The sequence below is a fragment of the Bacillus sp. JZ39 genome (assembly GCF_053903145.1).
Map to the genome: position 1 here is coordinate 3,001,257 of NZ_CP096389.1, position 24,924 is coordinate 3,026,180.

28 protein-coding genes are annotated in these 24,924 nt (G+C 43.7%); 13 read left to right on the top strand and 15 right to left on the bottom strand.

Annotation, left to right across the window (positions count from 1 at the left end):
- Positions 1-46: 46 nt before the first annotated feature.
- The 3 genes from M1D65_RS15440 to M1D65_RS15450 are packed head-to-tail and all read right to left on the bottom strand — an operon-like array spanning position 47 to position 2,362.
- Positions 47-1,336, bottom strand: coding sequence for a hemolysin family protein (locus M1D65_RS15440; RefSeq protein WP_009968059.1), 1,290 nt, complete (start codon positions 1,334-1,336; stop codon positions 47-49).
- Between the two features lie 43 nt (positions 1,337-1,379).
- Positions 1,380-2,057, bottom strand: coding sequence for a zinc metallopeptidase (locus M1D65_RS15445; RefSeq protein WP_003228889.1), 678 nt, complete (start codon positions 2,055-2,057; stop codon positions 1,380-1,382).
- 41 nt (positions 2,058-2,098) lie between these two features.
- On the bottom strand, positions 2,099-2,362 hold the full coding sequence (locus M1D65_RS15450) for a membrane protein (protein ID WP_015483620.1): 264 nt from the start codon (positions 2,360-2,362) through the stop codon (positions 2,099-2,101).
- Between the two features lie 46 nt (positions 2,363-2,408).
- Here M1D65_RS15450 and mstX point away from each other — a divergent pair, with 46 nt between their 5' ends.
- A complete protein-coding gene (gene mstX / locus M1D65_RS15455; RefSeq protein WP_021480479.1) occupies positions 2,409-2,741 on the top strand; it encodes a biofilm formation protein MstX in 333 nt (110 codons plus the stop codon).
- Positions 2,738-3,724, top strand: a complete 987-nt coding sequence (kbfO, locus tag M1D65_RS15460; protein WP_003228881.1) for a potassium channel protein KbfO — start codon at positions 2,738-2,740, stop codon at positions 3,722-3,724. The genes mstX and kbfO overlap by 4 nt, the downstream gene beginning before the upstream one ends.
- Here kbfO and M1D65_RS15465 read toward each other — a convergent pair.
- The 5 genes from M1D65_RS15465 to M1D65_RS15485 all read right to left on the bottom strand — a co-directional run bounded on the left by M1D65_RS15465 (position 3,721) and on the right by M1D65_RS15485 (position 8,517).
- Positions 3,721-4,125, bottom strand: coding sequence for a YugN-like family protein (locus tag M1D65_RS15465; RefSeq protein WP_003228878.1), 405 nt, complete (start codon positions 4,123-4,125; stop codon positions 3,721-3,723). The two genes, kbfO and M1D65_RS15465, sit on opposite strands and share 4 nt — an antisense overlap.
- Positions 4,126-4,183: 58 nt before the next feature.
- Positions 4,184-4,555: a hypothetical protein gene (locus M1D65_RS15470; RefSeq protein ID WP_015251349.1), complete on the bottom strand. Its 372-nt coding sequence runs from the start codon at positions 4,553-4,555 to the stop codon at positions 4,184-4,186.
- A gap of 58 nt (positions 4,556-4,613) precedes the next feature.
- A complete protein-coding gene (locus M1D65_RS15475) occupies positions 4,614-5,966 on the bottom strand; it encodes a glucose-6-phosphate isomerase (RefSeq protein WP_003243401.1) in 1,353 nt (450 codons plus the stop codon).
- Positions 5,967-6,077: 111 nt separating this feature from the next.
- Entirely contained in the window at positions 6,078-7,250 is a 1,173-nt protein-coding gene (locus M1D65_RS15480) for an iron-containing alcohol dehydrogenase (protein ID WP_032726782.1), read from the bottom strand.
- Positions 7,251-7,353: 103 nt separating this feature from the next.
- Positions 7,354-8,517, bottom strand: a complete 1,164-nt coding sequence (locus tag M1D65_RS15485) for an iron-containing alcohol dehydrogenase (protein WP_003228869.1) — start codon at positions 8,515-8,517, stop codon at positions 7,354-7,356.
- Positions 8,518-8,746: 229 nt separating this feature from the next.
- On the opposite strand from M1D65_RS15485, the gene M1D65_RS15490 reads away from it, so the two are divergent.
- Positions 8,747-8,983, top strand: a complete 237-nt coding sequence (locus M1D65_RS15490) for a DUF378 domain-containing protein (protein WP_003220771.1) — start codon at positions 8,747-8,749, stop codon at positions 8,981-8,983.
- A 77-nt stretch (positions 8,984-9,060) separates the two neighbouring features.
- Here M1D65_RS15490 and yugI read toward each other — a convergent pair whose 3' ends face one another.
- The 3 genes from yugI to M1D65_RS15505 all read right to left on the bottom strand — a co-directional run bounded on the left by yugI (position 9,061) and on the right by M1D65_RS15505 (position 11,316).
- Positions 9,061-9,453: a S1 domain-containing post-transcriptional regulator GSP13 gene (gene yugI, locus M1D65_RS15495; RefSeq protein WP_003228864.1), complete on the bottom strand. Its 393-nt coding sequence runs from the start codon at positions 9,451-9,453 to the stop codon at positions 9,061-9,063.
- Between the two features lie 201 nt (positions 9,454-9,654).
- Complete coding sequence (locus tag M1D65_RS15500) at positions 9,655-10,815, bottom strand: aminotransferase (protein ID WP_116315929.1); 1,161 nt, start codon at positions 10,813-10,815, stop codon at positions 9,655-9,657.
- Positions 10,816-11,316 (bottom strand): Lrp/AsnC family transcriptional regulator, encoded by a 501-nt coding sequence (locus tag M1D65_RS15505; protein WP_009968070.1) that lies wholly within the window; start codon positions 11,314-11,316, stop codon positions 10,816-10,818.
- A gap of 147 nt (positions 11,317-11,463) precedes the next feature.
- On the opposite strand from M1D65_RS15505, the gene M1D65_RS15510 reads away from it, so the two are divergent.
- The gene (locus M1D65_RS15510) at positions 11,464-12,285 is read left to right on the top strand and encodes an alpha/beta fold hydrolase (protein WP_032726784.1); all 822 of its coding nucleotides are present in this window, start codon (positions 11,464-11,466) and stop codon (positions 12,283-12,285) included.
- Between the two features lie 24 nt (positions 12,286-12,309).
- On the opposite strand, the gene M1D65_RS15515 is transcribed toward M1D65_RS15510, so the two are convergent.
- Positions 12,310-12,570, bottom strand: coding sequence for a YugE family protein (locus M1D65_RS15515; RefSeq protein WP_032726785.1), 261 nt, complete (start codon positions 12,568-12,570; stop codon positions 12,310-12,312).
- Between the two features lie 86 nt (positions 12,571-12,656).
- On the opposite strand from M1D65_RS15515, the gene patB reads away from it, so the two are divergent.
- From patB to kapB, 3 genes are all read left to right on the top strand, one after another.
- Positions 12,657-13,820 carry a cystathionine beta-lyase PatB gene (gene patB, locus M1D65_RS15520; RefSeq protein ID WP_072173681.1) on the top strand — a complete coding sequence of 388 codons (1,164 nt, stop codon included), beginning with the start codon at positions 12,657-12,659 and terminating at the stop codon, positions 13,818-13,820.
- Positions 13,821-13,945: 125 nt separating this feature from the next.
- Positions 13,946-15,232, top strand: a complete 1,287-nt coding sequence (kinB, locus tag M1D65_RS15525) for a sporulation sensor histidine kinase KinB (RefSeq protein WP_456270614.1) — start codon at positions 13,946-13,948, stop codon at positions 15,230-15,232.
- Positions 15,233-15,277: 45 nt separating this feature from the next.
- A complete protein-coding gene (kapB, locus tag M1D65_RS15530) occupies positions 15,278-15,664 on the top strand; it encodes a kinase-associated lipoprotein KapB (RefSeq protein ID WP_141949152.1) in 387 nt (128 codons plus the stop codon).
- Positions 15,665-15,690: 26 nt separating this feature from the next.
- Here the strand turns inward: kapB and kapD are convergent, their stop codons facing one another.
- Both kapD and M1D65_RS15540 read right to left on the bottom strand, forming a co-directional pair.
- The gene (gene kapD / locus M1D65_RS15535; RefSeq protein ID WP_014480688.1) at positions 15,691-16,308 is read right to left on the bottom strand and encodes a 3'-5' exonuclease KapD; all 618 of its coding nucleotides are present in this window, start codon (positions 16,306-16,308) and stop codon (positions 15,691-15,693) included.
- A 75-nt stretch (positions 16,309-16,383) separates the two neighbouring features.
- Complete coding sequence (locus M1D65_RS15540; protein WP_003243502.1) at positions 16,384-16,587, bottom strand: hypothetical protein; 204 nt, start codon at positions 16,585-16,587, stop codon at positions 16,384-16,386.
- Here M1D65_RS15540 and M1D65_RS15545 point away from each other — a divergent pair.
- From M1D65_RS15545 to M1D65_RS15555, 3 genes are all read left to right on the top strand, one after another.
- On the top strand, positions 16,490-17,698 hold the full coding sequence (locus tag M1D65_RS15545; RefSeq protein ID WP_220562392.1) for a multidrug efflux MFS transporter: 1,209 nt from the start codon (positions 16,490-16,492) through the stop codon (positions 17,696-17,698). The two genes, M1D65_RS15540 and M1D65_RS15545, sit on opposite strands and share 98 nt — an antisense overlap.
- Before the next feature lie 92 nt (positions 17,699-17,790).
- Positions 17,791-19,665, top strand: coding sequence for a transglycosylase domain-containing protein (locus tag M1D65_RS15550; RefSeq protein WP_010886602.1), 1,875 nt, complete (start codon positions 17,791-17,793; stop codon positions 19,663-19,665).
- Between the two features lie 20 nt (positions 19,666-19,685).
- Complete coding sequence (locus M1D65_RS15555) at positions 19,686-20,099, top strand: thiol-disulfide oxidoreductase DCC family protein (RefSeq protein WP_014477819.1); 414 nt, start codon at positions 19,686-19,688, stop codon at positions 20,097-20,099.
- Positions 20,100-20,322: 223 nt separating this feature from the next.
- On the opposite strand, the gene M1D65_RS15560 is transcribed toward M1D65_RS15555, so the two are convergent.
- Positions 20,323-20,880 carry a YufK family protein gene (locus tag M1D65_RS15560; protein WP_003228837.1) on the bottom strand — a complete coding sequence of 186 codons (558 nt, stop codon included), beginning with the start codon at positions 20,878-20,880 and terminating at the stop codon, positions 20,323-20,325.
- 177 nt (positions 20,881-21,057) lie between these two features.
- On the opposite strand from M1D65_RS15560, the gene maeL reads away from it, so the two are divergent.
- From maeL to nupN, 3 genes are all read left to right on the top strand, one after another.
- Positions 21,058-22,659, top strand: coding sequence for a two-component system sensor histidine kinase MaeL (maeL, locus tag M1D65_RS15565; protein WP_032726788.1), 1,602 nt, complete (start codon positions 21,058-21,060; stop codon positions 22,657-22,659).
- Positions 22,652-23,359: a two-component system response regulator MaeM gene (maeM, locus tag M1D65_RS15570; RefSeq protein WP_014477821.1), complete on the top strand. Its 708-nt coding sequence runs from the start codon at positions 22,652-22,654 to the stop codon at positions 23,357-23,359. Before maeL ends, maeM begins: the two co-directional genes overlap by 8 nt.
- A 474-nt stretch (positions 23,360-23,833) precedes the next feature.
- Positions 23,834-24,913, top strand: coding sequence for a guanosine ABC transporter substrate-binding protein NupN (nupN, locus tag M1D65_RS15575; protein ID WP_021480490.1), 1,080 nt, complete (start codon positions 23,834-23,836; stop codon positions 24,911-24,913).
- The last annotated feature ends 11 nt before the right edge of the window (positions 24,914-24,924 follow it).

Consider the following 24,924-nt stretch of genomic DNA (forward strand, 5'->3'; position numbering starts at 1 on the left):
ACTTGATGACATAAAAAACAGCCGTTCGTTCCCCGGCTGTTTTTTATTAAAAATCAGTTTTTTTAATTTCTACAAAACGGATGTGATGATCTTCGGCGTCGAGGATTTTAAATTCACAGCCCTCCGCATGTATCACATCCCCTGCTTTCAGCTCCATTTTTTGCGTTAGAAGCCAGCCTGCAATCGTATCAATTTCTTCATTTTCAATCGCAATGTCGAGAAGGTCATTCACTTCGTCTATTAGCGCTTTTCCATCCATCACATAATGGTGCTCGCCCTTTTTCAGGATGTGCGGTGTTTCATCCTGATCATACTCATCGCGGATTTCCCCGACGATTTCCTCTATAATATCCTCTACAGTGACAAGCCCCGCCGTTCCCCCGTATTCATCTACGAGAATCGCCATGTGAATCCGCTCCTTCTGCATGCGGATTAAAAGCTGCTGAACAGGAATGCTTTCAATGACTCTGATAACGGGCCTCATGATTTGATTCAGCTTTATCGGCTGGCCGAGAAAATAAGCTTTAAACATATCTTTGCTGTTGATGATCCCTAAAATATGATCCTTGTCATCTTTGATGACAGGGTAGCGTGTATACCGTTCATTAATGATGTGATGAATTGCCTCTTCAAGCGACTGCTCCAGAGAGATAACCGCAATTTCTGTCCGCGGAATCATAATCTCTCTCGCTACCCGGTTGTCAAATTCAAAAATCTTATTTACATAGCGGAATTCAGACTGATTGATTTCTCCCTTTTCATAGCTTTCAGAAAGGATCAGCCTTAGTTCCTCTTCGCTGATGACAACCTGATGCTCCTTTACCGAATGAAAGCCAAACAATTTCACAAGAAAACTTGCAGAGCCGTTTAATGCTTTAATAAACGGGTACGTGATTTTATAAAACCAGATCAGCGGCTTTGCAATCCATAAGCTTACAGCTTCAGCTTTTTGAATAGAAACCGTTTTCGGGGCAAGCTCCCCCATCACCACATGCAAAAAAGTGACGATGATAAATGCAACTACAAATGTGACAATGTGGTTAAACGGTTCCGGTATGCCTGTCATTGTAAATAAGGGATGAAGAAAACGTTCAAATGTAGGTTCACCAAGCCACCCAAGGCCGAGGGCTGTAATCGTAATCCCGAGCTGGCAGGCTGATAAATACTCGTCAAGATTGGAGATGATTTTATGTGCGGCTAGTGCTCGGCTGTCACCGCTTTCGATGAGCTGATTGATTTTTGAACCTCTGATTTTGACAATCGCAAATTCCGCTGCAACGAAAACAGCCGTAATGCCAATCAAAACAAAAATGGCGATCAATTGTAAAATAAGCAAAAAAAGCCCTTACCATAAATGGTAAGGGGCCACCTCCTTAACGTTAATTCTCATCACGACCGTTTAAGAAAATCATCACAAAACGAAGTAGTTCAAACAGGGAAACCAGGGCGGCGGCCACATACGTTAAGGCAGCAGCACTCAGCACTTTATTTACCCCATTTTCTTCATTGTTTCGGATGAATCCTTCTGACACAATAATCTGCTTCGCACGTGAACTTGCATTGAATTCGACAGGCAATGTAATCAGCTGGAAAAAGACAGCCGCTGAAAACAGTATGATGCCAAGCCCGATCAAATTCAGGCTGCCGAGAAGCATGCCTCCTAAGAAAAGCAAAGGAGCTACACCGGATGCAAAATTCACGACTGGGAAGATTTTATGTCTCAGCACAAGCGCACCATATGACTCCTGATGCTGCAAGGCATGTCCGACTTCATGGGAAGCTACGGATATGGCGGAAATTGAGCGGCCGTAATAGACCGGCTCAGATAAACGCACCACCCGTCTTGTCGGGTCGTAATGGTCTGTTAAAGTGCCTCTTACCGGTTCGACCGGCACGTCGTAAAGACCGTTTATATCTAAAATCCGTCTTGCCGTTTCTGCCCCTGTACGTCCGCTTGAGGCTTCCACTTTTGAATATTTTTCAAAGTTGCTCTTTACTTTAAATTGTGCCCAAAACGACAATCCCAATGCGGCTATTGTTAAAAATATAAACAGCATTTTTTCATCATCCTTTTTCCATGATCATTTCTCTATTACGATTATTTTAATGAGTTTTCTTTCCCGTGTACAGAAATGCGCTTTTTCTTCCGGCTTGGAGCACACAATCCAATCAGCAAAAAGAACAGGCCTGCTGAAAACAAATAAAAGGCGAAACTGCCGGCCAGTTCTTTCAGAAAATGAAGCCAGGAGAAGCTTCCGGAAAAGTGATTATAGGAATTCAAATCGAAAATAAACAAAATCACCGCGGATGCCGCCAGCTGCGTACCGATTAAAACCACGATCGTTCTTTGAAAGATCGTCATCTTTTTCATCCTTTTTGTTTTAGTTTATGGAGAAATCCGGTTTTATATGTTTTGTACATTTTTTGAAAAACATCACCGGAAGTGGGACATACTGTTAGAAAAAAGCACGGGTGTGATGGAAGCTATGAAAGTGACGAGTGAGGAAAAGGAACAGCTGAGCACAGCAATCGACCGAATGAATGAAGGACTGGACGCGTTTATCCAGCTGTATAATGAATCGGAAATTGATGAACCGCTTATTCAGCTTGATGATGATACAGCCGAGTTAATGAAGCAGGCCCGAGATAAGTACGGCCAGGAAAAGCTAAATGAGAAATTAAATACAATTATTAAACAGATTTTATCCATCTCAGTATCTGAAGAAGGAGAAAAAGAATGAAATCAAATCGGATATTTATTTCATGGCTCAGGTGGCCGTTATTTATCCGAATCGGGGTTATTATTTTATGTCTGATTCTTTTGTTCGGCCAAATCATTTATATACTTGAGCCTAAGCAGTTCACTTCGGTATTCGAAGGCATTTGGTGGGCTGTCGTTACGGTTTCTACAGTCGGTTATGGAGACTATGTGCCGCACACGCCGCTGGGACAGGCAGCCGGAATACTGCTGATTTTGAGCGGAGCAAGCTTTGTCACAGCGTATTTCGCTACGTTATCAGCGGCCGCATTCAGCAGACAGCATCGCTACATTGAAGGAAAAGTTGCTTACAAAGGCCGGGACCACATCATTCTGATCGGGTGGAATGAAAAAACAAACCGGCTTTTGAAGGACCTTCAGCTTGCCGCCCCTTCCAAAACAGTCGTACTAATCGATGAATCCTTAACAGAAGGCCCGCTTATTGAAAACGTTCATTTCATACGCGGGCACGCTGCCGATGATGGGACACTGAAACGGGCCAATATTACTGAAGCGGAATCAGTGATGATTACTGCCGATCAGTATAAAAGTGAAACTGATGCTGATATGCTGTCAGTGCTGACTCTTTTATCTGTTAAAGGTCTTAATCCCCTTGCTTACTGCATCGTCGAGATTTTAACTGACCGTTTTGTCACCAATGCGGAACGGGCAGGCGCAAACCAAATCATCGGAACTTCAGAATTTATCAGCCGGGCGATGCTGCAGCATTACCAAGTCAAGTTACGGCCGTCTAAACAGCAGAACGGAATCAAGCTCACACTTGATCAGCATGTGGAGCTTCTTGCTGTTCCTGACGAACTAAAGGGAGCGGCTTACAAAACCTGTGTTCTCTATTTCCTTGATCACAACACAACAATTATAGGCGTACAAAAAAAGGAGGGGCCGATGCTTTCCCCTCCTCTTACATACAAGGTGCTCGAAACAGATCAATTCCTTGCCATTTAGTGTAACAGAACATCCTCCAATTCTTTCACGAGAGAGGCGCCGATATCCAAAAATGCCGGATCAATTTCCGCGTCCCGCCTTTCCGGTTCGGAAAATTGATTAAACAGTGATTGGAAAGGCCCTCCCTCGGCGTGATCGTCAACATCCGCCTGAAACACCTGTCTCAGCATAAATGGCGTTCCGATCCGGACGGCCGCCCCTCGTTCATCGAGACTGCCCTGTACCGCATTGACGGGAATTCTTAAAAATAAATAGCCGTCTCTATCATCAATTTTATAATCAAAGTAGCCATGATCGTATTCCCAGCCGCCGTTTATCACATAACCGAGCGGCTTCATCACTTGTTCCAGTTCTTGAAGCAGAAAAGACTGCCCATCTATCGCGGAAGGTATTGGTATCATCAGAATGCCCCTTTTTTCACTTATCCTGTCCCGCCGAACAAGACTTCATTCAGAGCGCCTACATGGAAATCGTTGTTTCTTTCGCGCGGCCAACAGAAAAGAAAGCGCATTCAATTAAGAAGTAAACAGCCATTGCCGCTGCAAGCCATACAGCTGAATCCCAAGACACATAAACAACCGTTGCATAGAGTCCTAATTTAGTGAAAAGAGTATGGGTTCGTTTTAAATGCAAAATCCGATGTACCGCATCGGTAAAAAGGGCAAGCGGCAAACCAATGAGAAGAAAGGCGTGGATGAAAAAATGTGACAGCGTGCCGCCAAAGCTTGAAGAAAACTCTGTATACACGGCATCAAAGGAGATAAGGAAACTTAAAATAGCTGCAGAAAAACCGGCAATGATGAGATGTTTAACCAATTGTTTCATGAACATCAGCACCTTTCTGATTTTATAAAAAGCCGACCGGCAAATGCCAGTCAGCTTTCTCACATTAATCTTCCAGACGTTTTTCAAGCTCTGCTTTTTTCTCTTCAAAGCCAGGTTTGCCGAGTAACGCAAACATATTGACTTTATACGCTTCTACACCAGGCTGGTCAAACGGATTGACGCCAAGGAGGTAACCGCTCATCGCGCAGGCTTTTTCGAAGAAATATACAAGGTATCCAAAAGTATATGCATTCAGCTCAGGAATGTTAACGATTAAGTTCGGAACATTTCCGTCTGTATGGGCAAGCATTGTACCTTGGAATGCTTTTTTGTTAACGAAATCAACAGTTTTACCGGCTAAATAGTTCAAGCCGTCAAGATCGTTATCCGCTTCCTCAATTGTCAGTTCATGTTTAGGCTTCTCTACGTTCAGGACCGTTTCGAATAAATCTCTGCGGCCTTCTTGTACATACTGGCCTAAAGAATGAAGGTCTGTTGAATAGTTCGCTGAAGAAGGATAAATGCCCTTCTCATCTTTCCCTTCGCTTTCTCCGAACAGCTGCTTCCACCATTCCGCAAAGTATTGAAGCGCCGGTTCGTAGTTGATGAGCATTTCAATTGTTTTGCCCTTATTATAAAGGACATTGCGAACAACCGCATATTGGTATGCTGGGTTATCTTCCAGTTCAGATGTTGCAAAATCTTTGCTCGCATCCAGGGCGCCTTTCATCATGTCGTCAATGTTGACGCCGCTGACAGCAATCGGCAAGAGACCTACAGCTGTTAAAACTGAATAACGGCCGCCGACATCGTCAGGAATAACGAATGATTCGAAGCCTTCTTCGTTAGAAAGCGTTTTTAATGCGCCGCGCTCTTTATCAGTTGTTGCATAAATCCGCGCTTTCGCTTCTTCTTTACCGTATTTCTCTTCAAGAAGCTTGCGGAAAATACGGAAAGCGATTGCAGGTTCAGTTGTCGTACCTGATTTAGAAATCACATTAATAGAGAAGTCAACATCTTCAAGAAGATCCATGACGTCTCTCATATAAGATGAACTGATGTTGTTCCCGATAAAAATCACTTGCGGATTGCCGCGTTTTGCTTTTGGCAAAGTGTTATAAAACGCGTGATTCAGCGCTTCAATCGCTGCCCGCGCTCCAAGATAAGAACCGCCAATGCCGACAACAAGCAAGACATCAGAGTCAGATTTAATTTTTTCCGCACTTTTTTTGATGCGCGCGAATTCTTCTTTATCATAATGTTCAGGGAGGTCCACCCAGCCTAGAAAATCGCTGCCCGCGCCTGTTTTTTCATGGATATTATGGTGTGCTGTTTTTACAAAGTCCCGCAGATATGTAAGTTCATGTTCGTTGAAGAAAGTCAACGCTTTTGAGTAGTCAAAGCGTACATGCGTCATTGCTTGTCCCTCCATAACGGTATAATGTTTTCATCTTTCACTTTATATGAACTTATCTGTGAAATCAAGTCAAGAAGAAAGGGCGGAATGACTGGATTCCGCCCTTTGAGTTTATAGAGACGCGCGAAGGATGGCAAGCACGTCATCTTTGTTCAATTTTTGGAAGTTGCCGAAGCCGCCGTGTTCCATTTCCTTGGCTGCGATATCAGCAATCAGCTCAAGCTTTTCTTCTCCAATATTGTAATCAGCAAGACGAGAAGGTGCACCGAGGCTTGTCCAGAACGCAGACAGTTTATCGATTCCTTCAAGCGCAATTTCTTTATCTGTTTTGCCTTCAGTATCAATGTCAAACATGTTGAGCATGAGGTTTTTGAAGCGGCCTACATTTGTATCAAGCGTGTATCTCATCCAATTTGGGAACAGTATTGCCAAACCGCCCGCGTGCGGAATATCATATACAGCTGAAACAGCGTGTTCCATTGTATGAGAAGCCCAGTCACCGAAGTATCCCATTTGGAGCGTGCCGTTTAAAGCAATAGTACCAGCATACAAAATCGTTTCACGAAGTTCGTAGTTTTCCAGATCTTCAAGAAGCTTAGGAGCTGTTTCGATGACCGTCTGCAAAACAGCAAAGCACATTCTATCCTGAAGCGGCGTGTTTTCAACATTGTGGAAGTATTGTTCGAATACGTGGCTCATCATGTCAACCATGCCGTATACTGTTTGATTTTCTGGAACGGTGAACGTATTTTCAGGGTCTAAAATAGAGAAACGCGGATGAGTGACATTGCTGCCCCATACAAATTTCTCGTTTGTTTCCCAGTTTGTAATCACGGAATCAGGGTTCATTTCAGAGCCTGTCGCAGCAAGCGTTAAAACAGTGCCAAACGGCAGCGCATCCTCCGCTGTTACTTTTTTGCTGAAAATATCCCAAGCGTCGCCATCGTATTTGACGCCAGCTGCGATTGCCTTTGTACAGTCAATCACACTGCCTCCGCCGACAGCAAGCAGAAAATCAATGTTATGCTCTCTGCAAAGTCCTATGCCTTTTTCCACTGTCGCAAGACGCGGGTTCGGCTCTACACCTGACAGCTCATGAACAACAGCGCCCTCTTCTTTTAAAATGCCTGTGACTTGATCATAAAGGCCGTTGCGTTTAATGCTGCCGCCCCCGTAAACAAGCAGTACATTCTTGCCGTATCGTTTGAATTCTTTTCTTAATTGTTCAAGCTGACCTTTTCCAAAAATCAGCTTTGTCGGATTATAATAAGTGAAATTTTCCATAGTAAAACCTCCAAATGATGCTGGTAAAAAACAGATTTTCCATTGTAACATAAGTTGACAAAAAAGAAAAAGGGAAGTAGCCAAACGGCTATTTCCCCTTTTTTTATAGTGATGCTTTCAAAATTGACAGCACATCTTCTTTGTTGAGTGATTTAAATTGGCCGAATGTACCGTTAGCCATTGCCTTGTCAGCGATTGTGTCAAGCTGCTCATCATTAATATCATAATCAGCAAGACGGTTCGGAGCGCCAAGACTTGTCCAGAATGCGGACAGCTTATCGATACCTTCAAGGGCAATTTCTTCATCCGTTTTACCTGCTTCTTCAACATCAAACACGCGAACTGCAAGCTGTTTCATGCGGGCAGGGTTTTCAGACAATGTGTGTCTCATCCAATTCGGGAACAGAATCGCCAGTCCGCCGGCATGCGGAATATCATAAACGGCTGATACTGCATGTTCAATATTATGAGTAGCCCAATCCCCTCTTGCCCCCATAGAAAGCATGCCGTTTAATGCGATTGTTCCTGTGTACAGGATCGTCTCACGCAATTCGTAATTTTCGAGATCATTGATCAGCTTAGGCGCTGTTTCAATGACTGTACGCAAAAGTGATTCACACATGCGGTCCTGATACGGCGTGTTTGATACATGATGGAAGTATTGTTCGAATACGTGGCTCATCATGTCAACCATCCCGTAGATCGTGTGGTTTTTAGGTACGGTGAATGTATTCACCGGATCAAGAATCGAAAATTTAGGGAATACGAGCGGGCTGCCCCAGCCGTATTTTTCTTTTGTTTCCCAGTTTGTAATAACAGATCCTGAGTTCATTTCTGAACCAGTTGCAGCGAGAGTCAATACCGTTCCGAATGGCAAAGCATCTTTTGGCTGATGCTTTTTCGTAACGATATCCCACGCATCACCATCATACTTCGCTCCTGCGGCAATCGCTTTTGTACAGTCGATTACGCTACCGCCTCCGACAGCCAGCAAGAAATCAATGTTTTGTTCTTTACAGATGGCAACACCTTTATTAACAGTCGACACACGAGGATTCGGTTCCACACCTGCTAATTCGTGCACGGTCGCTCCGGCTTTATTCAGCTGTTCAATCACTTGATCATACAGGCCGCTGCGTTTAATGCTGCCGCCTCCGTACACAAGCAATACGTTTTTTCCGTAAGGTTTGAGTTCCTCCGGAAGTCTTTCCACTTCGCCGCGCCCGAAAATTAATTTGGTCGGATTCCAGTATGTAAAGTTTTGCATGACATCTCCTCCTTAGATTTTTTATTATGCAGAATGTCCTCACCACATGTAAAGCAATCAGCTCTCACCGATCAGCATACCAGATGGTTTTATTTTGCAAGATGCTGGGAAAGAAGCTGATATAAGCGAGGGCAGGCCAGCTTCCCTCATATGGAGAATGCATGTATAGATTCTCCAATATGTCACAATCTATAACTGTTTTAATAATTCATGGAGGAGGTTGCAAAACATGAGTACCATTCAAAGAATTTGTCTTGTATTAACCATCATTGGCGCCATTAACTGGGGACTGATCGGATTTTTCCAATTTGACTTAGTAGCGGCTATCTTCGGCGGCCAAGGGTCAGCTCTTTCCCGAATCATTTACGGACTTGTCGGAATCGCCGGCTTAATCAACCTCGGTCTGCTATTTAAGCCAAACGAGGAAAGATCACGTGAAGAAGCAGCAAATCCTGAAATGCGATAGGATATCAATCACGCTGAAATAGGATTTTGCATGAAATCAAAAGCACCGAACATTCCTGTCCGGTGCTTTTTTCATGCTTATTTTTTGATAAGGTCTTTGCGGTTGGACATTTCGATCCACTCTTCAAGCTTATCTTTTAATGTGTTGAAACCTTGTGGTGTAGAAGCTTCTTCGCTTACTTGAGCAGCTTTAGGTTTTCTTGGTTTGCTTTCTTTTTTCTCAGGCGCAGCTTGTGTCGCACGAATTGAAAGGCTGATTTTGCCTTTTTCTTCATCAACAGCAAGTACTTTTACTTGTACTTCGTCGCCAACTGAAAGGTGCTCGTTGATATCTTTTACGAAACCGTGAGTCACTTCAGAAATGTGTACTAAACCTTGAGTTTCTTCATCTAATGCAACAAACGCACCATACGCTTGTAATCCTGTAACTTTACCAGTGTAAACACTGCCCACTTCAAATTTTGCTGCCATTCATAACAACTCCTAAGTTAAATTAAATATCTGTTTATACGCAATTTAAAATTATATCACACATGTCTTATTTCCGCAAAGAAAACTTTTTTATAAAAAATCAGGTTTATGCACAGCAAAAAGGGGGTAAACTGAAAATACCAAAGGCTTTCTAGTATTCCCCCCTTTTATTGGATGCGAACAAAAGGTTCGTATCTTTTTTTATGTTGTTTTGTGCAGGAAGCGTTTTATTCTGACTAACGCTTCTTGAAGCTGTTCAATCGAGGTTGCGTATGAACAACGGATATATCCCTCACCGCTCGGACCAAACACACTTCCAGGAACAACGGCCACTTTTTCCTGCGTCAGTAGCTCCTCGGCAAACTGTTCTGAACTCATTCCCGTGCTTTTAATAGATGGAAAAGCATAGAAAGCGCCGCCCGGATGATGACAGCTGAGACCGATTTCATTGAGCGATTCTACAAACAGATTCCGTCTTCTTCGATAGCTTTTTTTCATTTTTTCTACGTCTTCCATGCCGTTCTTCAGGCCTTCAAGGGCGGCAAACTGCGCCATTGCAGGCGCGCACATCATCGCATACTGATGAATTTTAAGCATGGCATCCCGAAGCAAGGATGGTGCCGCGGCAAAACCGAGCCTCCAGCCCGTCATTGCAAATGCTTTTGAAAAGCCTGAGATGACTACCGTCCGTTCCTTCATTCCCGGTAATGCCGCTATACTTGTAAATTCCTCATCATATGTCAGCTCCGCGTAGATCTCGTCGGCTAAGACGATGACATCATGTTTTTTGGCAAACTCAGCAATCTCATTCAGCTCTTCCTTCGAATAAACCGAACCTGTCGGATTCGATGGTGAGCAGATGAGAATGGCCTTTGTTTTTTCAGTGACTGCCGCTTCAAAATCAGCAGCCGTTGCTTTAAATCCTTTGTCTGCCGTTGTATGAACGTGAACCGGGATACCGCCTGCCAAAGAAACAAGCGCATCGTACGCCACAAAACACGGCTCAGGAATGATGACTTCCTCACCTGGATTCACAATGGCGCGGATCGCAATATCCAAAGCCTGACTTGCCCCCACTGTCACAATCAGCTCATTATCTGGCGAGTAGCTAAGATCAAACCTGTTGCTCAAATAACGGCTGATTTCCTCCCGCAATGAGTATAAACCCGCATTGGCCGTGTATGACGTATATCCTTGTTCAAGAGAGAGAATGCTTGCTTCGCGGACATTCCACGCGGTAACAAAATCAGGCTCGCCGACGCCTAAAGAAATGACGCCTTCCATCGTTGCCGCCAAATCAAAGAATTTGCGGATGCCGGATGGCTTTATTTGTTGTACATAGTCTGATAAATACGAAGTCATTTACGGTGACACCACGATTCTTTTGTCGTCGTCTCCTGTTTCAAACACTTTGCCGTCATGCTTGTATTTTTTCAGGATAAAATGGGTTGTCGTAGATACAACTGAATCAAGCGTTGAGAGTTTATCCGAAACAAAACGCGCTACGTCAGACATCGAATTGCCGCGAATCACGACAGACAAATCGTATACGCCTGACATCAGGTAAACTGATTCAACCTCTTGGAATCGGTAAATCCGTTCCGCCACTTCATCAAAACCGACGCCCCGCTTCGGCGTTACTTTGACGTCAATCATGGCCGTAACGCCCTCATGTCCGTCGACTTTTCGCCAGTCAATCATAGCGGAATAATCGATAATAACCTTTTCTTTCTCCAGTTTGTCAATAATTGTTTTCACTTCATTTACAGGGATGCCCGCCATCTTTGCGATTGTTTCTAAATCGGCGCGGCTGTTTTCGTCTAAAATTTCTAATATTTCTGTTTCTTTTTCTGTCAATTTCATTTGATTCACACCTTTGCAATGTCAAGAAATCTCATGACATTATATCACGTTTTTTGACGAATGCTAAGAAAAAACGAGGAGAAACTTCCGCTAGAATTGACAATTTCAGGGCATAATACAACCATCAAAAAAAGGGAGTGACACAGAATGGAGGCGGTTTCACCAATAAGGCGGTTTACGGTCGATGGAGTCAATGTATACTACGAACATTATCAAAATCCCGGCAGGCAAACGCTGGTCTGCGTACACGGTTTTTTATCATCTGCATTCAGCTTCAGAAAAGTAATTCCTCTCCTTCGGGACAAGTACGACATCATCGCGCTTGATTTGCCTCCTTTCGGCCAATCTGAAAAATCAAGAACGTTTATCTATACCTATCAAAACCTTGCTAAGCTTGTCATTGGGATTTTGGAGCACTTGCAAGTGAAACAGGCTGTGCTTGTCGGGCATTCTATGGGCGGGCAGATATCGCTGTCTGCTGCTCTCCAAAAACCTGAGCTTTTTTCAAAGGTTGTGCTGCTTTGCAGTTCAGGGTATTTAAAACGTTCACACCCGACGATTATTTTCGGGACCCATATCCCGTATTTTCATCTTTACATCAAACGCTGGCTCTCGAAAGAAGGCGTGATGAAAAATTTATTAAATGTGGTGCATGACAAATCGCTGATTGATGAGGAGATGATTGACGGCTATGGCAGACCGTTTCAGGACGAGCAGATTTTCAAAGCCATGACAAGGTTTATCCGCCACAGAGAAGGAGATTTAGAACCCGAGCAATTGAAGAAAATGAACAAGCCTGCTCTATTGATTTGGGGCGAGGAGGATCGAATTGTCCCAATGGAGATCGGTAAACGGCTACACGCAGATTTGCCTAATTCCGTGCTGTACTCACTTGGCCAGACCGGACATCTGGTGCCTGAAGAACGGCCTGAACTTGTTTCTGAACACATTGCTCATTTTATCAATTAAAAAAACCGGTGCTGAACCGGTTTTTTAAGGCGTGCAGGAGCTGCTGTTTTTAATGAATAAAAGCTGACCTGCCACTTCCCGGCAGCTGGCGATCGGCAGCGTTTGTTCAAAAGAAGTTTCAAATATTTGCTGAATGCTTTTCGCCAGCAAGTCGGGATCGTTTTCATCATAGACTGCCTGCACGACATCAACAGCCTCCGTTTCGTAAAACTCTTCTCCATATTTAAACGGGTCCCATTTGGCAATAATCTTAATCATTTCCCTGACCGCTTGACTTTCTTCCATATTCATCACCGCTTATAATAAAATTTGCAGTTCTATCTTATCATAGTGAAGCTTAGAAGAATAAACATACATGAGGGGGTAACAGAATGAACTTTGATAAACGAGAAGAACGCCTTGGCACCCAATCGGTCAAATGGGACAAAACAGGCGAATTATTTGGCGTGACAGACGCCCTCCCGATGTGGGTGGCAGATATGGATTTTCGCGCCCCGGAAGCGATAACTGAAGCGTTAAAAGAGCGTCTTGACCACGGTATTTTTGGTTATACAACTCCAGATCAAAAAACGAAGGATGCTGTGTGCGGATGGATGCAAAACAGGCACGGCTGGAAGGTAAATCCGGAAAGCATCACATTCAGCCCCGGCGTTGTAACAGCTTTGAGCATGGCGGTACAAGCTTTTACGGAGCCTGGCGATCAAGTAGTTGTTCAGCCTCCAGTTTATACGCCTTTTTACCATATGGTGGAGAAAAACGGCCGGCACATTTTACATAATCCGCTGCTAGAAAAAGACGGCGCATATGCAATGGATTTTGAAGATTTGGAGACGAAGCTTCGTGACCCAAGCGTTACATTGTTTATTTTATGCAATCCTCATAACCCTTCTGGGCGTTCATGGGGCCGGGAAGATTTACTGAAGCTAGGCGAATTGTGCCTTGAGCATGGCGTCACAGTTGTATCGGATGAAATCCATTCCGATTTAATGCTGTACGGACATAAACACACGCCGTTCGCTTCGCTCTCTGACGATTTCGCTGATATTTCCGTGACATGTGCTGCTCCAAGCAAAACATTTAATATCGCCGGATTGCAGGCTTCAGCGATCATTATTCCGGATCGCCTGAAGCGCGCCAAGTTTTCCGCAAGCCTTCAGCGAAATGGTTTAGGCGGACTGAACGCGTTTGCCGTCACTGCAATCGAAGCCGCGTATTCAAAAGGCGGACCGTGGCTTGATGAATTGATCACTTACATTGAGAAAAACATGAACGAAGCGGAAGCCTTTTTGAGCACCGAGCTGCCAAAGGTCAAAATGATGAAGCCGGATGCATCATACTTGATTTGGCTCGACTTCAGCGCTTACGGCTTGTCCGATGCAGAGCTTCAGCAAAGAATGCTAAAAAAAGGAAAAGTTATTTTAGAGCCCGGGACGAAATACGGGCCTGGCGGAGAAGGATTTATGCGCCTGAACGCGGGATGCTCTCTTGCAACCCTGCAGGACGGTCTGCGCCGCATCAAAGCCGCATTATCGTAAATATAGCTGTAAACGCCTTTACGTCTTCACTTGTAAAGGCGTTCTTAATAAAGGAATTTTATATTTTACTTCTAATATTTAGTGTTATAATAGATTCATATTTTATACGAAAGGATTTCACACGAATGGAAATTCTAAAAGACTATCTTCTGCACATCTGCTTTATTTTGTTTCCTATTCTTCTTTACCAAGTGTTTTGGCTTGGAAAACCTGCGATTCTTGTGCCAAAAATAAACAGCGGTTTGGTCACGCTCTTCGCCTGCGGCGCCTCCGTTTTATGCATTATTTTCCCGATTCATGAAATGGACTACATACAATACGGCCTTCAGATGATTCCCGTTATCATTTGTTTATTTTACATTAGTACCGCTTCCGGACTTACAGTCGCCGCATCTGTCCTATGTTTTGAACTGCTTTTTTACGAACCTTCCGCAATGTTTGTTTTCACTTTGCTGCCTTTTCTTATCATTATCCCAATCTTATTTCAGAAAAAATGGCCATTCATGTCCAAAGCGAAAAAACTGCTGCTGTCTTTATTGATCAGCTGCGTGGAGATTTTCCTATTTTTCGCCTCAAGCTGGATCCTTTCCGCCTTGAATATTTTAAATTTTCAAAAATCAGGAATTTTCGTTTGCGAGGCGGCAGTCTCAGGGCTTTTCCGCTCCATTGTTCTTCTATTAAGCATCTATATTATCGAAAGCATCGCCGAAAATATCGCCCTGCGCTCACAGCTTATCCATTCTGAAAAAATGACGATTGTGAGTGAACTGGCAGCGAGCGTCGCCCATGAGGTCAGGAATCCGCTGACAGTTGTCCGCGGGTTTGTCCAGCTGCTTTTTAATGATGAAACCCTACAAAACAAGTCGAGTGCAGATTACAAAAAGCTTGTACTGTCAGAGCTTGACCGGGCGCAAGGCATTATTACAAACTATCTCGATATGGCCAAACAGCAATTATACGAAAAAGAGGTTTTTGACCTATCAGCCCTTATCAAAGAGACAAGCTCCCTTATGGTGTCGTACGCCAATTACAAGTCAGTAACCGTCGAGGCTGAAACAGAACCGGACCTTTTGATATACGGAGACGCAACAAAGCTGAAGCAGGCTGTCATCAACCTGATGAAAAACAGTATTGAAGCGGTTCCTCACGGGAAGGGTGTGATCCACATATCAGCCAAAAGAAACGGCCATACGATCATGATTAACATCACAGACAATGGGGTCGGGATGACAGACCATCAAATGCAAAAACTCGGCGAACCTTATTATTCCTTAAAAACGAACGGAACGGGACTCGGCCTCACCGTAACCTTTTCCATTATTGAACATCATCACGGGACCATTTCATTTAACAGCAGCTTCCAAAAAGGCACTACGGTGACCATTAAGCTTCCCGCTGATCTTCCTCACTAGCAAATCGATTGGAACTTTAATAGAATGAATGCGAGGTGATGACAGATGAGCACGTTTGAGACAGGCTCTATCGTTAAAGGATTTTACAAAACAGGTGTATACATAGGAGAAATCACGGCTTGCAGGCCGCAGCACTATTTAGTGAAAGTGAAAGCGGTTCTTACCCATCCCTCTCAAGGAGACCTTCATCATCCAAAACAGGCGGATGTGCCATTTTTTCATGAGAGAAAAGCGCTCGCATATGGTGAACAGACCAATATCCCCCACCATATGGTGAAGCCTTATGACGGTGAAGTGCCGGATTATACCGAATCTCTGCGGGAGGCGACAGTACAGCTGAGAGCCAAATTGAATGAGGATGGTTCGGAGTGGGCAAAGCGCTCCCTTCATAATCTGGACATTTTAGAAAAAGAATATTTTAACCGGCCATAACCCAGTCTGACAAAAGATTGGGTTTTTCACGTCGCGCGCTTGAACAGTTCGGTTAAATCGATTCTTTCGCCGATTGTGGGCGGTTTCGGCTTTTCGAGATACTGCTTATCCTGCTCAACAAGCTTAAAAAGTTTATATGCTGTGAGAGCATCATCAAGCGCTTTATGATGGGTGCCGGTTCCGGAATCTCCATACTCTTCGGCAGCTTTCCATAAACCCGTCAATGTCCGGTCTCCAAAAAAGTTTTTGTATTCAAGCGATAAATCTCTCATTTCTCCCTTAAACGGGAAAGGGATATGGTTAAACATACAGTTTTGCTTCAGCACTTTCATATCCATGTTTCCCCACGTAATAATTGTGCTGTTTTTCTCAGGATCCAGCTCGTTTAGTTTACGGATGAAATCCTCGAATCTCATTCCTTCGTCTACCTGTTTTTGGGTTATTTTTAAAAATGATTTGCAGCGTTTCGTAAGCTTCGGGAACTTTTTCGGTCTAACATAGCTAGAAAACGTCTCAACCACTTCATCATCAATCGACTTTACAATTCCGGCTTCAATGATTTCCGGGAAGAAGTTTTGAGGACTGTACTTTCCATCAGGCATTGTAAATTCGAAATCAATAATGAGTAAGCTGTTTGTCGTCACCTTTTTACACCTGCCTTTCCTCCGATCAGAAAATGCTATCTTTATAGTATATCAATTCCCCTTCTCGACATTTCTTCATTTTCTAAAAATAATGAATTTTCCCAGCCGCTTCGTTTCTTTTAAATTGTGAATCGTTTCTTTATAATTAGTAAGGAACCCGAAATAATAAGAAGGTGATGTTATTTCTATCCGTAAGAAAAACTTTGTCATTGTGTGGCTGGCGAACTTTTTTGTCTCCGCTAGCACAACGATGATCGTTCCTTTTCTCTCCTTATACATTGAGACGCTCAGCTCTTTTTCAAACGGCTTTGTGCAAAGGTGGAGCGGCTATGTGTTCGGCATTACATTTCTCATGGCGTTTTTGGTATCCCCGTTTTGGGGACGGTTCGGAGACAAACGCGGATACAAGAAAATCCTTATGGCAACCGGAACGGGCATTGCCCTCAGCATTTTCTTCATGGGCTTTGTTACATCGGTGTACCAATTGTTTTTTCTGCGTATGGCAATGGGTCTTGTAACCGGATTCATCCCGACTTCTCTTGCGATGATTTCGGCACAGACTCCGAAGAGCTCAGCCGGCAAAACACTTGGCACGCTGCAAATGGGGCAAGTGTCCGGAAGCTTGTTCGGCCCGCTTTTGGGAGGCATGCTTGCTGATCGTTTCGGCTTTACGTATACCTTTTTTATCACATCCTTTGTGATTTTCTCGTCTGTTCTTCTCGTGTTATTTGGTGTCAAAGAAAAGCCTCTTGCAGAGAAAACAGCCAAACGTACGTCTTACTCGAGAAAAGAAGTGCTCTCCTATATTTTTCACCAGCCCGCACTGTGGGTCATGATGCTGTTAACCATGCTGATTCAAACAGGCAATTTCAGTATCCAGCCTCTGCTCGCTTTATATGTAAATGAGCTGCACGGACCTGTCAATCTTGCCTTTTTCTCCGGCATGGCATTTTCAGCAACGGGGCTCGGAAGTTTGCTGCTGGCTAGAAAATGGGGTGATCTGGGCGACCGCTACGGCCATCGCCGCATTTTAATCGGACTTTTGCTCGCCGCCTCTTTCTTTTTTATTCCGCAGGCGCTCGCGTCCTCACTCAGCGTGCTCCTTGTTTTCAGATTTTTATTCGGAATGGCGATGGGCGGTTTGCTGCCATGCATTACGGCAGCGATCCGCGTTCAGGCTCCCGGCAGCATTCAAGGTGAAGTTCTCGGCTACAATGTCAGCTTTCGCTTTTTAGGAAACGTGCTTGGGCCTCTGCTCGGCGGAATCATATCGAGCCATTTTACCATTTCGGCCACCTTTTACGTCACGGCGTTTCTCTTTTTCGCCGGCGCCTGCATGCTTTGGATCATGCAGAAACTTCGGAAAGATTCTTATGCCAAAGCAAGCTGATTCCGAGAAAAAACTGAGGAATCTTCTAAATTTAACCTTCTCGTAATCTCAAAAGAATGGTACGATATGGCTAGAATTTAGGAGAAAAGAGAGTGACCATGTTACGAAAAATAATCGGATGGATTTTGCTCCTTTGCATAATCCCATTGTTTGCATTTACAGTTATCGCTTCCGGAAAAGAAGTAAAACAAATGAAGTCCCTGGATCAGGTGCTTGATAAAAATATTGATCTGAAAGATATCAGCCTTGTTCAGAACAGCTACATGTATGACAGGGACGGCTCCCTTGTCTCGGAAATCGTTAGCGACCACGAAAACCGTGTGCTCGTTCCATTTAACAAGATTCCCGAGGAAGTCAAACAGATTTTCTTAACATCTGAGGACCGCCATTTTTACGAGCATAAAGGCTTTGACTTTATGGGAATGGTGCGGGCTACTGCTTCTAACGTAAAAGACAAGAAAATTGACCAGGGTGCCAGCACCATCACACAGCAGCTTTCAAGAAACTTGTATTTGAGCCACGAACGCTCCTTCAGCCGCAAGCTGACAGAGCTCGCGTATTCCTATCAGCTGGAGAAAAAATATACGAAAAATGAAATTCTTGAAGCTTACTTAAATACCATTTATTTCAACAACGGTGTTTACGGCGTCGGTTCAGCAGCTCAATTCTATTTCAGCAAACCGCTGAAATCTCTCACAGTGGGAGAAATGGCTTTTATCTGTGCTATACCTAATAACCCTACATTATATGATCCTCTCAAGCATTTTGACTACACGAAAAGCCGTCAAGAACGTTTGCTTAAAGGGCTAAAAGATGCCGGGGTCATTACGGACAAAGAGCTGAAAAAAGCCGTAAAACAAAAAATCAAACTGGATGTTGAAAAAAGAGAAGACAAATATCCTGACTACGTTTCCTACGTCAATGATGAATTCACTCAGCTGGTGTCTGAATCAGAAGGCTTTGATAAACGCCTTCAAAAAGCATCAGGAAAACAAAAAGAAAAGATCGAGAACGAGCTGTCCGCAAGAGTCAGCACGCTGATGAAAGACGGCGTGAAAATTTATACTGCGCTTGATCCGTACATGCAAAATCAAGTTGTGGCACAAATGAATTCCAAGCTCCCATATGCGGACGTACAGGGCGGAGCGGCTGTGATTAATCACCAGACGCATCAAATCATCGCTCTATCCGGTGGGAAAAACTATCAAAAATATGACTTTAACCGCGCCTACCAGGCGTACAGGCAGCCGGGTTCATCCATTAAGCCGCTTCTTGATTACGGCCCTTATATTGAACAAACCGGCGCGACAACAAGCAGCACCATTGATGCCAGCAAGTTTTGCAGCAAAGACTACTGTCCGCAAAACTACAATAACCGCACTTACGGCACAGTGACGCTTGATACGGCGTTTAAAAATTCATATAATACCCCAGCTATTAGAATGCTCGACCGCGTCGGCATCCAAAAGGCATTCAGTTATATTGAGCCGTATCATTTTGCCAAACTTGTCGACAGCGACTATCTTCTTCCGGCGGCGCTTGGCGGATTTACAAACGGCATGACGCCTCTTGAGATGACAAAGGCTTATACGACATTCGGCAACAGCGGAAGCTATACGCCGAGCCATGCGATTACAAAGGTGACAGACCTTAAAGGAAAAACGCTTTATAAATGGAATGATAAAGCGACTCAAATATTCAGCGTCCGCACGAACATGCAGCTGAAAAAACTGATGTCTTCCGTTGTGAAAAGCGGAACAGGGAAAAAAGCATATTTCAATGCGCCTTACATCGGCGGTAAAACCGGAACATCAAATGATTATCACGATATGTGGTTTGTCGGCCTGACTGATACGTATACAATGGGTGTCTGGGTCGGAAAGGATACACCGACCAGCGTTGAATATCTTCACAGCATCAGCCCTCAGCTTTCCATCTGGAAAGGAACGCTGCAAGCGGCTTATTAAAGGATCGGAGGGGATATGGGGTGACTTCAGAACAAATTCCAAATCGCGTTTTGCTGTTTGACGGTGTCTGCAATTTATGCAATGGCGCCGTGCAATTTATCATTAAACGTGATCCGGACGGATTGATTTCTTTCACATCGCTGCAGTCGGAAACAGGGCAGAGCCTGCTGAAAAAAAGCGGGCTCCCGACTGATCAGTTTGACAGCTTTGTCTTTATTGAAGACGGCCAAGTGCACACAAAGTCAACTGCAGCCATTAAGGTTTTCAGGCATCTGCGAGGCCCATGGCGGCTCTTCGTCCTGTTTTTCGCAGTGCCGAAGCCTGTCAGAGATATGGTCTATTCTTTCATTGCCAACAACCGCTATAAGTGGTTTGGCAAAAAAAATGAATGTATGCTCCCCTCCCCTTCTATTAAAAAAAGATTTTTACCGTAAATAAAAAATGGCTAGGAAGCTAGCCATCACAGATTGTTGACAAAATCCTAAAACGGCTTCGTTTTAGGATTTTGTCATCTTTTCAGCATGATTGAAAACTTTTGAAGTCGATGAAGAGCGAGCATTGGATGTGAAACGGCATAAACCAGAGAATGTAGCCGCCGTTTTATTGCGTATAGAGCACGAAGCGCAAATCTGACCACCAAACGCTGAAATGGCTAGCTTACACAGGTAAGCTAGCCATTATGCTATTATAAAGCTTGATAAATATGAACAGAATACCGATAACAAAGGTAAACCAAAACAGCAGTTCCAATAGAATGAACCCGACTAATGACATGAGAGAAAGCGTCGAATAAATCCGGTATACGGTAAACACAAAGTAAGCGAGCGTGACAACCGCAAACCAGATCACAATCCAAATGACATTTTGCAAGAGCACAAAGGATAAAATCCCGCCGCCCAAATAAATCATGGAACCCATTCTGAGTTTTTTCAGGTTGTTCCCTTCCGGATCATTAGCAAAAAACAGCAATGACAGCTCGGTCACGGTATTTGCAATCAATTTCAGAGCGGACAGAACCATAAAATATAAAAGTGCAAAGGCAGCAAATAACGCAAGCCTGATTCCTTTCTCTGAAAAATAATCGAGCATTCCATCATACATTCCAAATGAAGACAGCATCTTCAACGCATAAAGTGAAGTTGAGATGGATAAGGACGAACTAAAAAGCAGGATCGCAATCAGCGGAAAATATCCTGTCAAATAAGTATTTTTCATATAAAAAAGTCCCTTTCTATAATCTACCTCATTTATTATGGAGGACTTAAAACACATTGACAAGATAAATTATTCCATTTTTTCTCCTTTTTACGAATTACGGTCCCAAATCTTCACAAAGCAGCATTTTGAGAGTAAAGTAGTACGCAGGAATCATAAAACGTAAGGAAGTTTTATATGAAAAAAACATTAAAACTGCAAACCAGACTCACCATATTTGTTTGTATCGTTGTATTAATCGCATTGCTCATTACGTTTTTTACAGTCGGTGCCCAAACCACTAAACGAATTAGAGATCAGGAAAAGGCCACTGCGCTGCAGACTGCTGAAATGGTAGCTGAGGCGCCGATGACAGCCGCTGCTTTAGAAAACGGAAAAAAACAAAAGGAACTGCAGAGCTACACAAAGCGGGTTCAGAAAATCACCGGCACGGAATTTGTTGTCGTCATGGATATGAACGGTATCCGCAAAACTCATCCTGACCCGAGCAAAATCGGGAAAAAATTCAGGGGCGGTGATGAGTCCGAGGTATTAAAAGGGCATGTCCATATCAGCACAGCCTCTGGCACGCTCGGGAAATCGCAGAGAGCGTTCGTCCCTGTCTACGCAGGGAATGGAAAACAGGTCGGTGCAGTCGCGGTCGGCATCACCGTAAATGAAATTGATGAAGTGATCAGCCATAGCTTACGGCCGCTTTACTTTATTATTTGCGTCAGCATCTTCGTCGGTGTGATCGGAGCTGTTATCGTCGCCCGTACGGTGAAAAATATCATGTACGGACTTGAACCTTATGAAATTGCGACTCTGCTTGAAGAACGGAGCGCGATGCTGGAATCGACGAAGGAAGGAATACTCGCTGTCGATGAACATGGCAAAATTAAACTTGCCAACGCGGAAGCAAAGCGTCTATTCGTCAAAATGGGCATCAACACAAATCCCATTGATCAGGATGTAGATGACATCTTGCCGAAAAGCCGCTTGAAAAAGGTCATTGAGACAAAAAAACCTCTTCAAGACAGAGACGTCCGCATTAACGGGCTGGAGCTTGTGTTTAATGAAGTTCCTATCCAGCTGAAAGGACAAACTGTCGGAGCGATTGCAACATTCCGCGACAAGACCGAGGTAAAACATTTAGCTGAACAGCTTTCCGGTGTTAAAATGTATGCAAACGCACTGAGAGCGCAGTCTCATGAATTTATGAACAAACTGCATGTGATATTAGGTCTCGTCCAGCTGAAAGAGTATGATGATCTTGGAGATTATATTAAAGATATAGCCATACAGCAAAAATCAGAAACAAGTGAAATTATAAATGATGTCAAAAGCTCCGTACTGGCCGGTTTTCTGCTTGGAAAGCAAAGCTTTATACGTGAGCAGGGCGCAAATCTTGATATTGAATGCAACGGTGTCATCCCGAACGCGGCAGACCCTTCTGTCATCCATGAACTTATTACAATCATCGGAAATCTCATCAACAATGGCTTAGACGCTGTTGCCGATATGCCGAAAAAACAAATCACCATGTCCATGCGCTTCCATAACAGCATACTTGATATTGAAATTACCGATACTGGAGCAGGCATGTCTGAAGAAGACCAAGCCAAAGTATTTGAACAAGGCTATTCAACAAAGGGCAAAAACCGGGGATTCGGCCTTTATTTCACACAGCAAAGCATCGAAAATTTAAAAGGCCAAATGATCCTCACAAGCGAAAAGAATGAAGGAACGACATTCAGTATTCGCATCCCGTACGAACCGAAGGAGGAAAATCATGATTAATGTACTAATAGTTGAAGATGACCCCATGGTGGGTGAATTAAATAAACGATACTTAAGCCAAATAGATGGCTTTCAGCTGAAAGGCATCGCTTCTTCCTTTCAAAGCGCTCTGCATATTTTAGGCGAGCATCATATCGACCTCATTTTGCTTGATATTTATATGCCGGGAAAAAACGGGCTGGAACTGCTGACGGAATTGAGAGCCCAAAATGAAGCGGTTGACGTGATTGTCATCTCAGCGGCCAGCGAGCTTGACGTGATCAAGAAAACACTTCGGTACGGAGCTGTTGATTATTTAATCAAACCGTTTGAATTTGAACGATTCCAAACGGCTCTGTCTGATTACAGACGAAAACAAAAGGTGTATTCAACCCATCGCAACATGAGCCAAAAAGAACTGGACGCCGAGCTTTTTCAAAAGAAAGAAGCAACAGAAAAAGTGCAGCTTCCTAAAGGCCTGACAAAAAGCACGCTGAAGCTGATCTGGTCCAGTATCCAGTCATTTGAAAATGAATCTTTTACGACAGAAGACTTGGCAAAGCACACTGAAATCTCTCAAGTATCCATACGAAAATACTTAAAGTTTCTTGAAGATATACAGGTTCTGAATGTAGAAATGGCGTACGGAACGATCGGAAGACCTGTGTTTCAGTACAACGTCAACAACAGTAACCTTAACGGAATAAAGCAATATCTATAAGAAAACGCACTGCTTGCTTTGAGCAGTGCATTTTTTCTGTCATATCTCTTGCCAAGATGCTTGATTCTATTGTTGATAAGTTATACAAGAATAACAAAAGGCCTTTCAACATTTTTAAGCAAACAATTCTAAAAATAGATACTTTTTAAAAAATTATGCGAAATTCTATTTATTTCTTATTAGTTAAATGATAAATTATGATTGGTAAGTTGATCCCGAAAAACTAAGTCATAAGTCTTACTTCAGAAAACGATGTCACGGTTTTCCGCCCGGAACGCCTTCCGCATCCTTCTCTTCCCCACCTTTCGAAGGAAATACTCACACCACGCTTATTCAGGGAAGAATAGAACTGTCTCAGCGCATTCCATTTGTTATTATCAGAAAATTTTATCGATTCTAAGAAATTGTTCAGGACAGCCCATCATATGACTGGCCGGATCAGCTTTGAACCAAATTTTTCTGGGGGGTTATATCTTGAATAAACGAAAAATCGGATTGGCGATGTCACTTGTGATCGCAGCAGGCACCATATTAGGAGCATGCGGAAACAGCGAAAAAAGCAGCGGCTCCGGCGAAGGCAAAAACAAATTCAGTGTGGCGATGGTTACTGACGTAGGCGGAGTGGATGACAAATCCTTCAACCAATCAGCCTGGGAAGGCATCCAAGCCTTTGGGAAAGAGAATGGGCTGAAAAAAGGCAAAAACGGTTACGACTATCTTCAATCCAAATCAGATGCAGACTATACAACGAACTTAAATAAATTGGCGCGTGAGAATTTTGACTTAATTTACGGCGTCGGCTACTTAATGGAGGATTCAATCAGCGAAATTGCTGACCAGCGCAAAAATACAAACTTTGCGATTATAGATGCTGTTGTCGATAAAGACAACGTCGCAAGTATTACGTTTAAAGAGCAGGAAGGCTCATTTCTCGTCGGAGTGGCCGCAGCCCTATCAAGCAAATCAGGAAAAATCGGCTTTGTAGGCGGCATGGAATCAGAGTTAATCAAAAAATTCGAGGTCGGCTTCCGTGCCGGCGTGCAAGCAGTTAACCCTAAAGCCGTTGTAGAAGTGAAATACGCAGGGGGTTTCGATAAAGCCGATGTCGGCAAAGCAACCGCCGAAAGCATGTATAAATCAGGCGTAGATGTTATTTATCACTCTGCGGGCGCCACTGGCACAGGCGTCTTTACTGAAGCGAAAAACCTGAAGAAAGAAGATCCAAAACGCGATGTCTGGGTCATCGGTGTCGATAAAGACCAATACGCAGAAGGCCAGGTAGAAGGAACAGATGATAACGTCACCCTCACTTCCATGGTGAAAAAAGTAGATACAGTCGTTGAAGATGTAACGAAAAAAGCGAGTGACGGAAAGTTCCCGGGCGGCGAAACACTTACCTACGGGCTTGATCAAGACGGAGTCGGCATTTCTCCATCTAAACAAAATCTATCGGATGATGTGATCAAAGCGGTCGATAAATGGAAGAAAAAAATCATCGACGGATTGGAAGTCCCGGCAACTGAGAAAGAGCTGAAAACCTTTAAAGCTAAATAAGAATCGCAGGG

Coding starts and splice junctions, on each gene's coding strand:
- M1D65_RS15445 (WP_003228889.1), bottom strand. CDS start 2,057: ATGCTGTTTATATTTTTAACAATAGCCGCATTGGGATTGTCGTTTTGG.
- M1D65_RS15450 (WP_015483620.1), bottom strand. CDS start 2,362: ATGACGATCTTTCAAAGAACGATCGTGGTTTTAATCGGTACGCAGCTG.
- mstX (WP_021480479.1), top strand. CDS start 2,409: ATGTTTTGTACATTTTTTGAAAAACATCACCGGAAGTGGGACATACTG.
- kbfO (WP_003228881.1), top strand. CDS start 2,738: ATGAAATCAAATCGGATATTTATTTCATGGCTCAGGTGGCCGTTATTT.
- M1D65_RS15465 (WP_003228878.1), bottom strand. CDS start 4,125: ATGATACCAATACCTTCCGCGATAGATGGGCAGTCTTTTCTGCTTCAA.
- M1D65_RS15470 (WP_015251349.1), bottom strand. CDS start 4,555: ATGTTCATGAAACAATTGGTTAAACATCTCATCATTGCCGGTTTTTCT.
- M1D65_RS15475 (WP_003243401.1), bottom strand. CDS start 5,966: ATGACGCATGTACGCTTTGACTACTCAAAAGCGTTGACTTTCTTCAAC.
- M1D65_RS15480 (WP_032726782.1), bottom strand. CDS start 7,250: ATGGAAAATTTCACTTATTATAATCCGACAAAGCTGATTTTTGGAAAA.
- M1D65_RS15485 (WP_003228869.1), bottom strand. CDS start 8,517: ATGCAAAACTTTACATACTGGAATCCGACCAAATTAATTTTCGGGCGC.
- M1D65_RS15490 (WP_003220771.1), top strand. CDS start 8,747: ATGAGTACCATTCAAAGAATTTGTCTTGTATTAACCATCATTGGCGCC.
- yugI (WP_003228864.1), bottom strand. CDS start 9,453: ATGGCAGCAAAATTTGAAGTGGGCAGTGTTTACACTGGTAAAGTTACA.
- M1D65_RS15500 (WP_116315929.1), bottom strand. CDS start 10,815: ATGACTTCGTATTTATCAGACTATGTACAACAAATAAAGCCATCCGGC.
- M1D65_RS15505 (WP_009968070.1), bottom strand. CDS start 11,316: ATGAAATTGACAGAAAAAGAAACAGAAATATTAGAAATTTTAGACGAA.
- M1D65_RS15510 (WP_032726784.1), top strand. CDS start 11,464: ATGGAGGCGGTTTCACCAATAAGGCGGTTTACGGTCGATGGAGTCAAT.
- M1D65_RS15515 (WP_032726785.1), bottom strand. CDS start 12,570: ATGGAAGAAAGTCAAGCGGTCAGGGAAATGATTAAGATTATTGCCAAA.
- patB (WP_072173681.1), top strand. CDS start 12,657: ATGAACTTTGATAAACGAGAAGAACGCCTTGGCACCCAATCGGTCAAA.
- kinB (WP_456270614.1), top strand. CDS start 13,946: ATGGAAATTCTAAAAGACTATCTTCTGCACATCTGCTTTATTTTGTTT.
- kapB (WP_141949152.1), top strand. CDS start 15,278: ATGAGCACGTTTGAGACAGGCTCTATCGTTAAAGGATTTTACAAAACA.
- M1D65_RS15540 (WP_003243502.1), bottom strand. CDS start 16,587: ATGTATAAGGAGAGAAAAGGAACGATCATCGTTGTGCTAGCGGAGACA.
- M1D65_RS15560 (WP_003228837.1), bottom strand. CDS start 20,880: ATGAAAAATACTTATTTGACAGGATATTTTCCGCTGATTGCGATCCTG.
- maeL (WP_032726788.1), top strand. CDS start 21,058: ATGAAAAAAACATTAAAACTGCAAACCAGACTCACCATATTTGTTTGT.
- maeM (WP_014477821.1), top strand. CDS start 22,652: ATGATTAATGTACTAATAGTTGAAGATGACCCCATGGTGGGTGAATTA.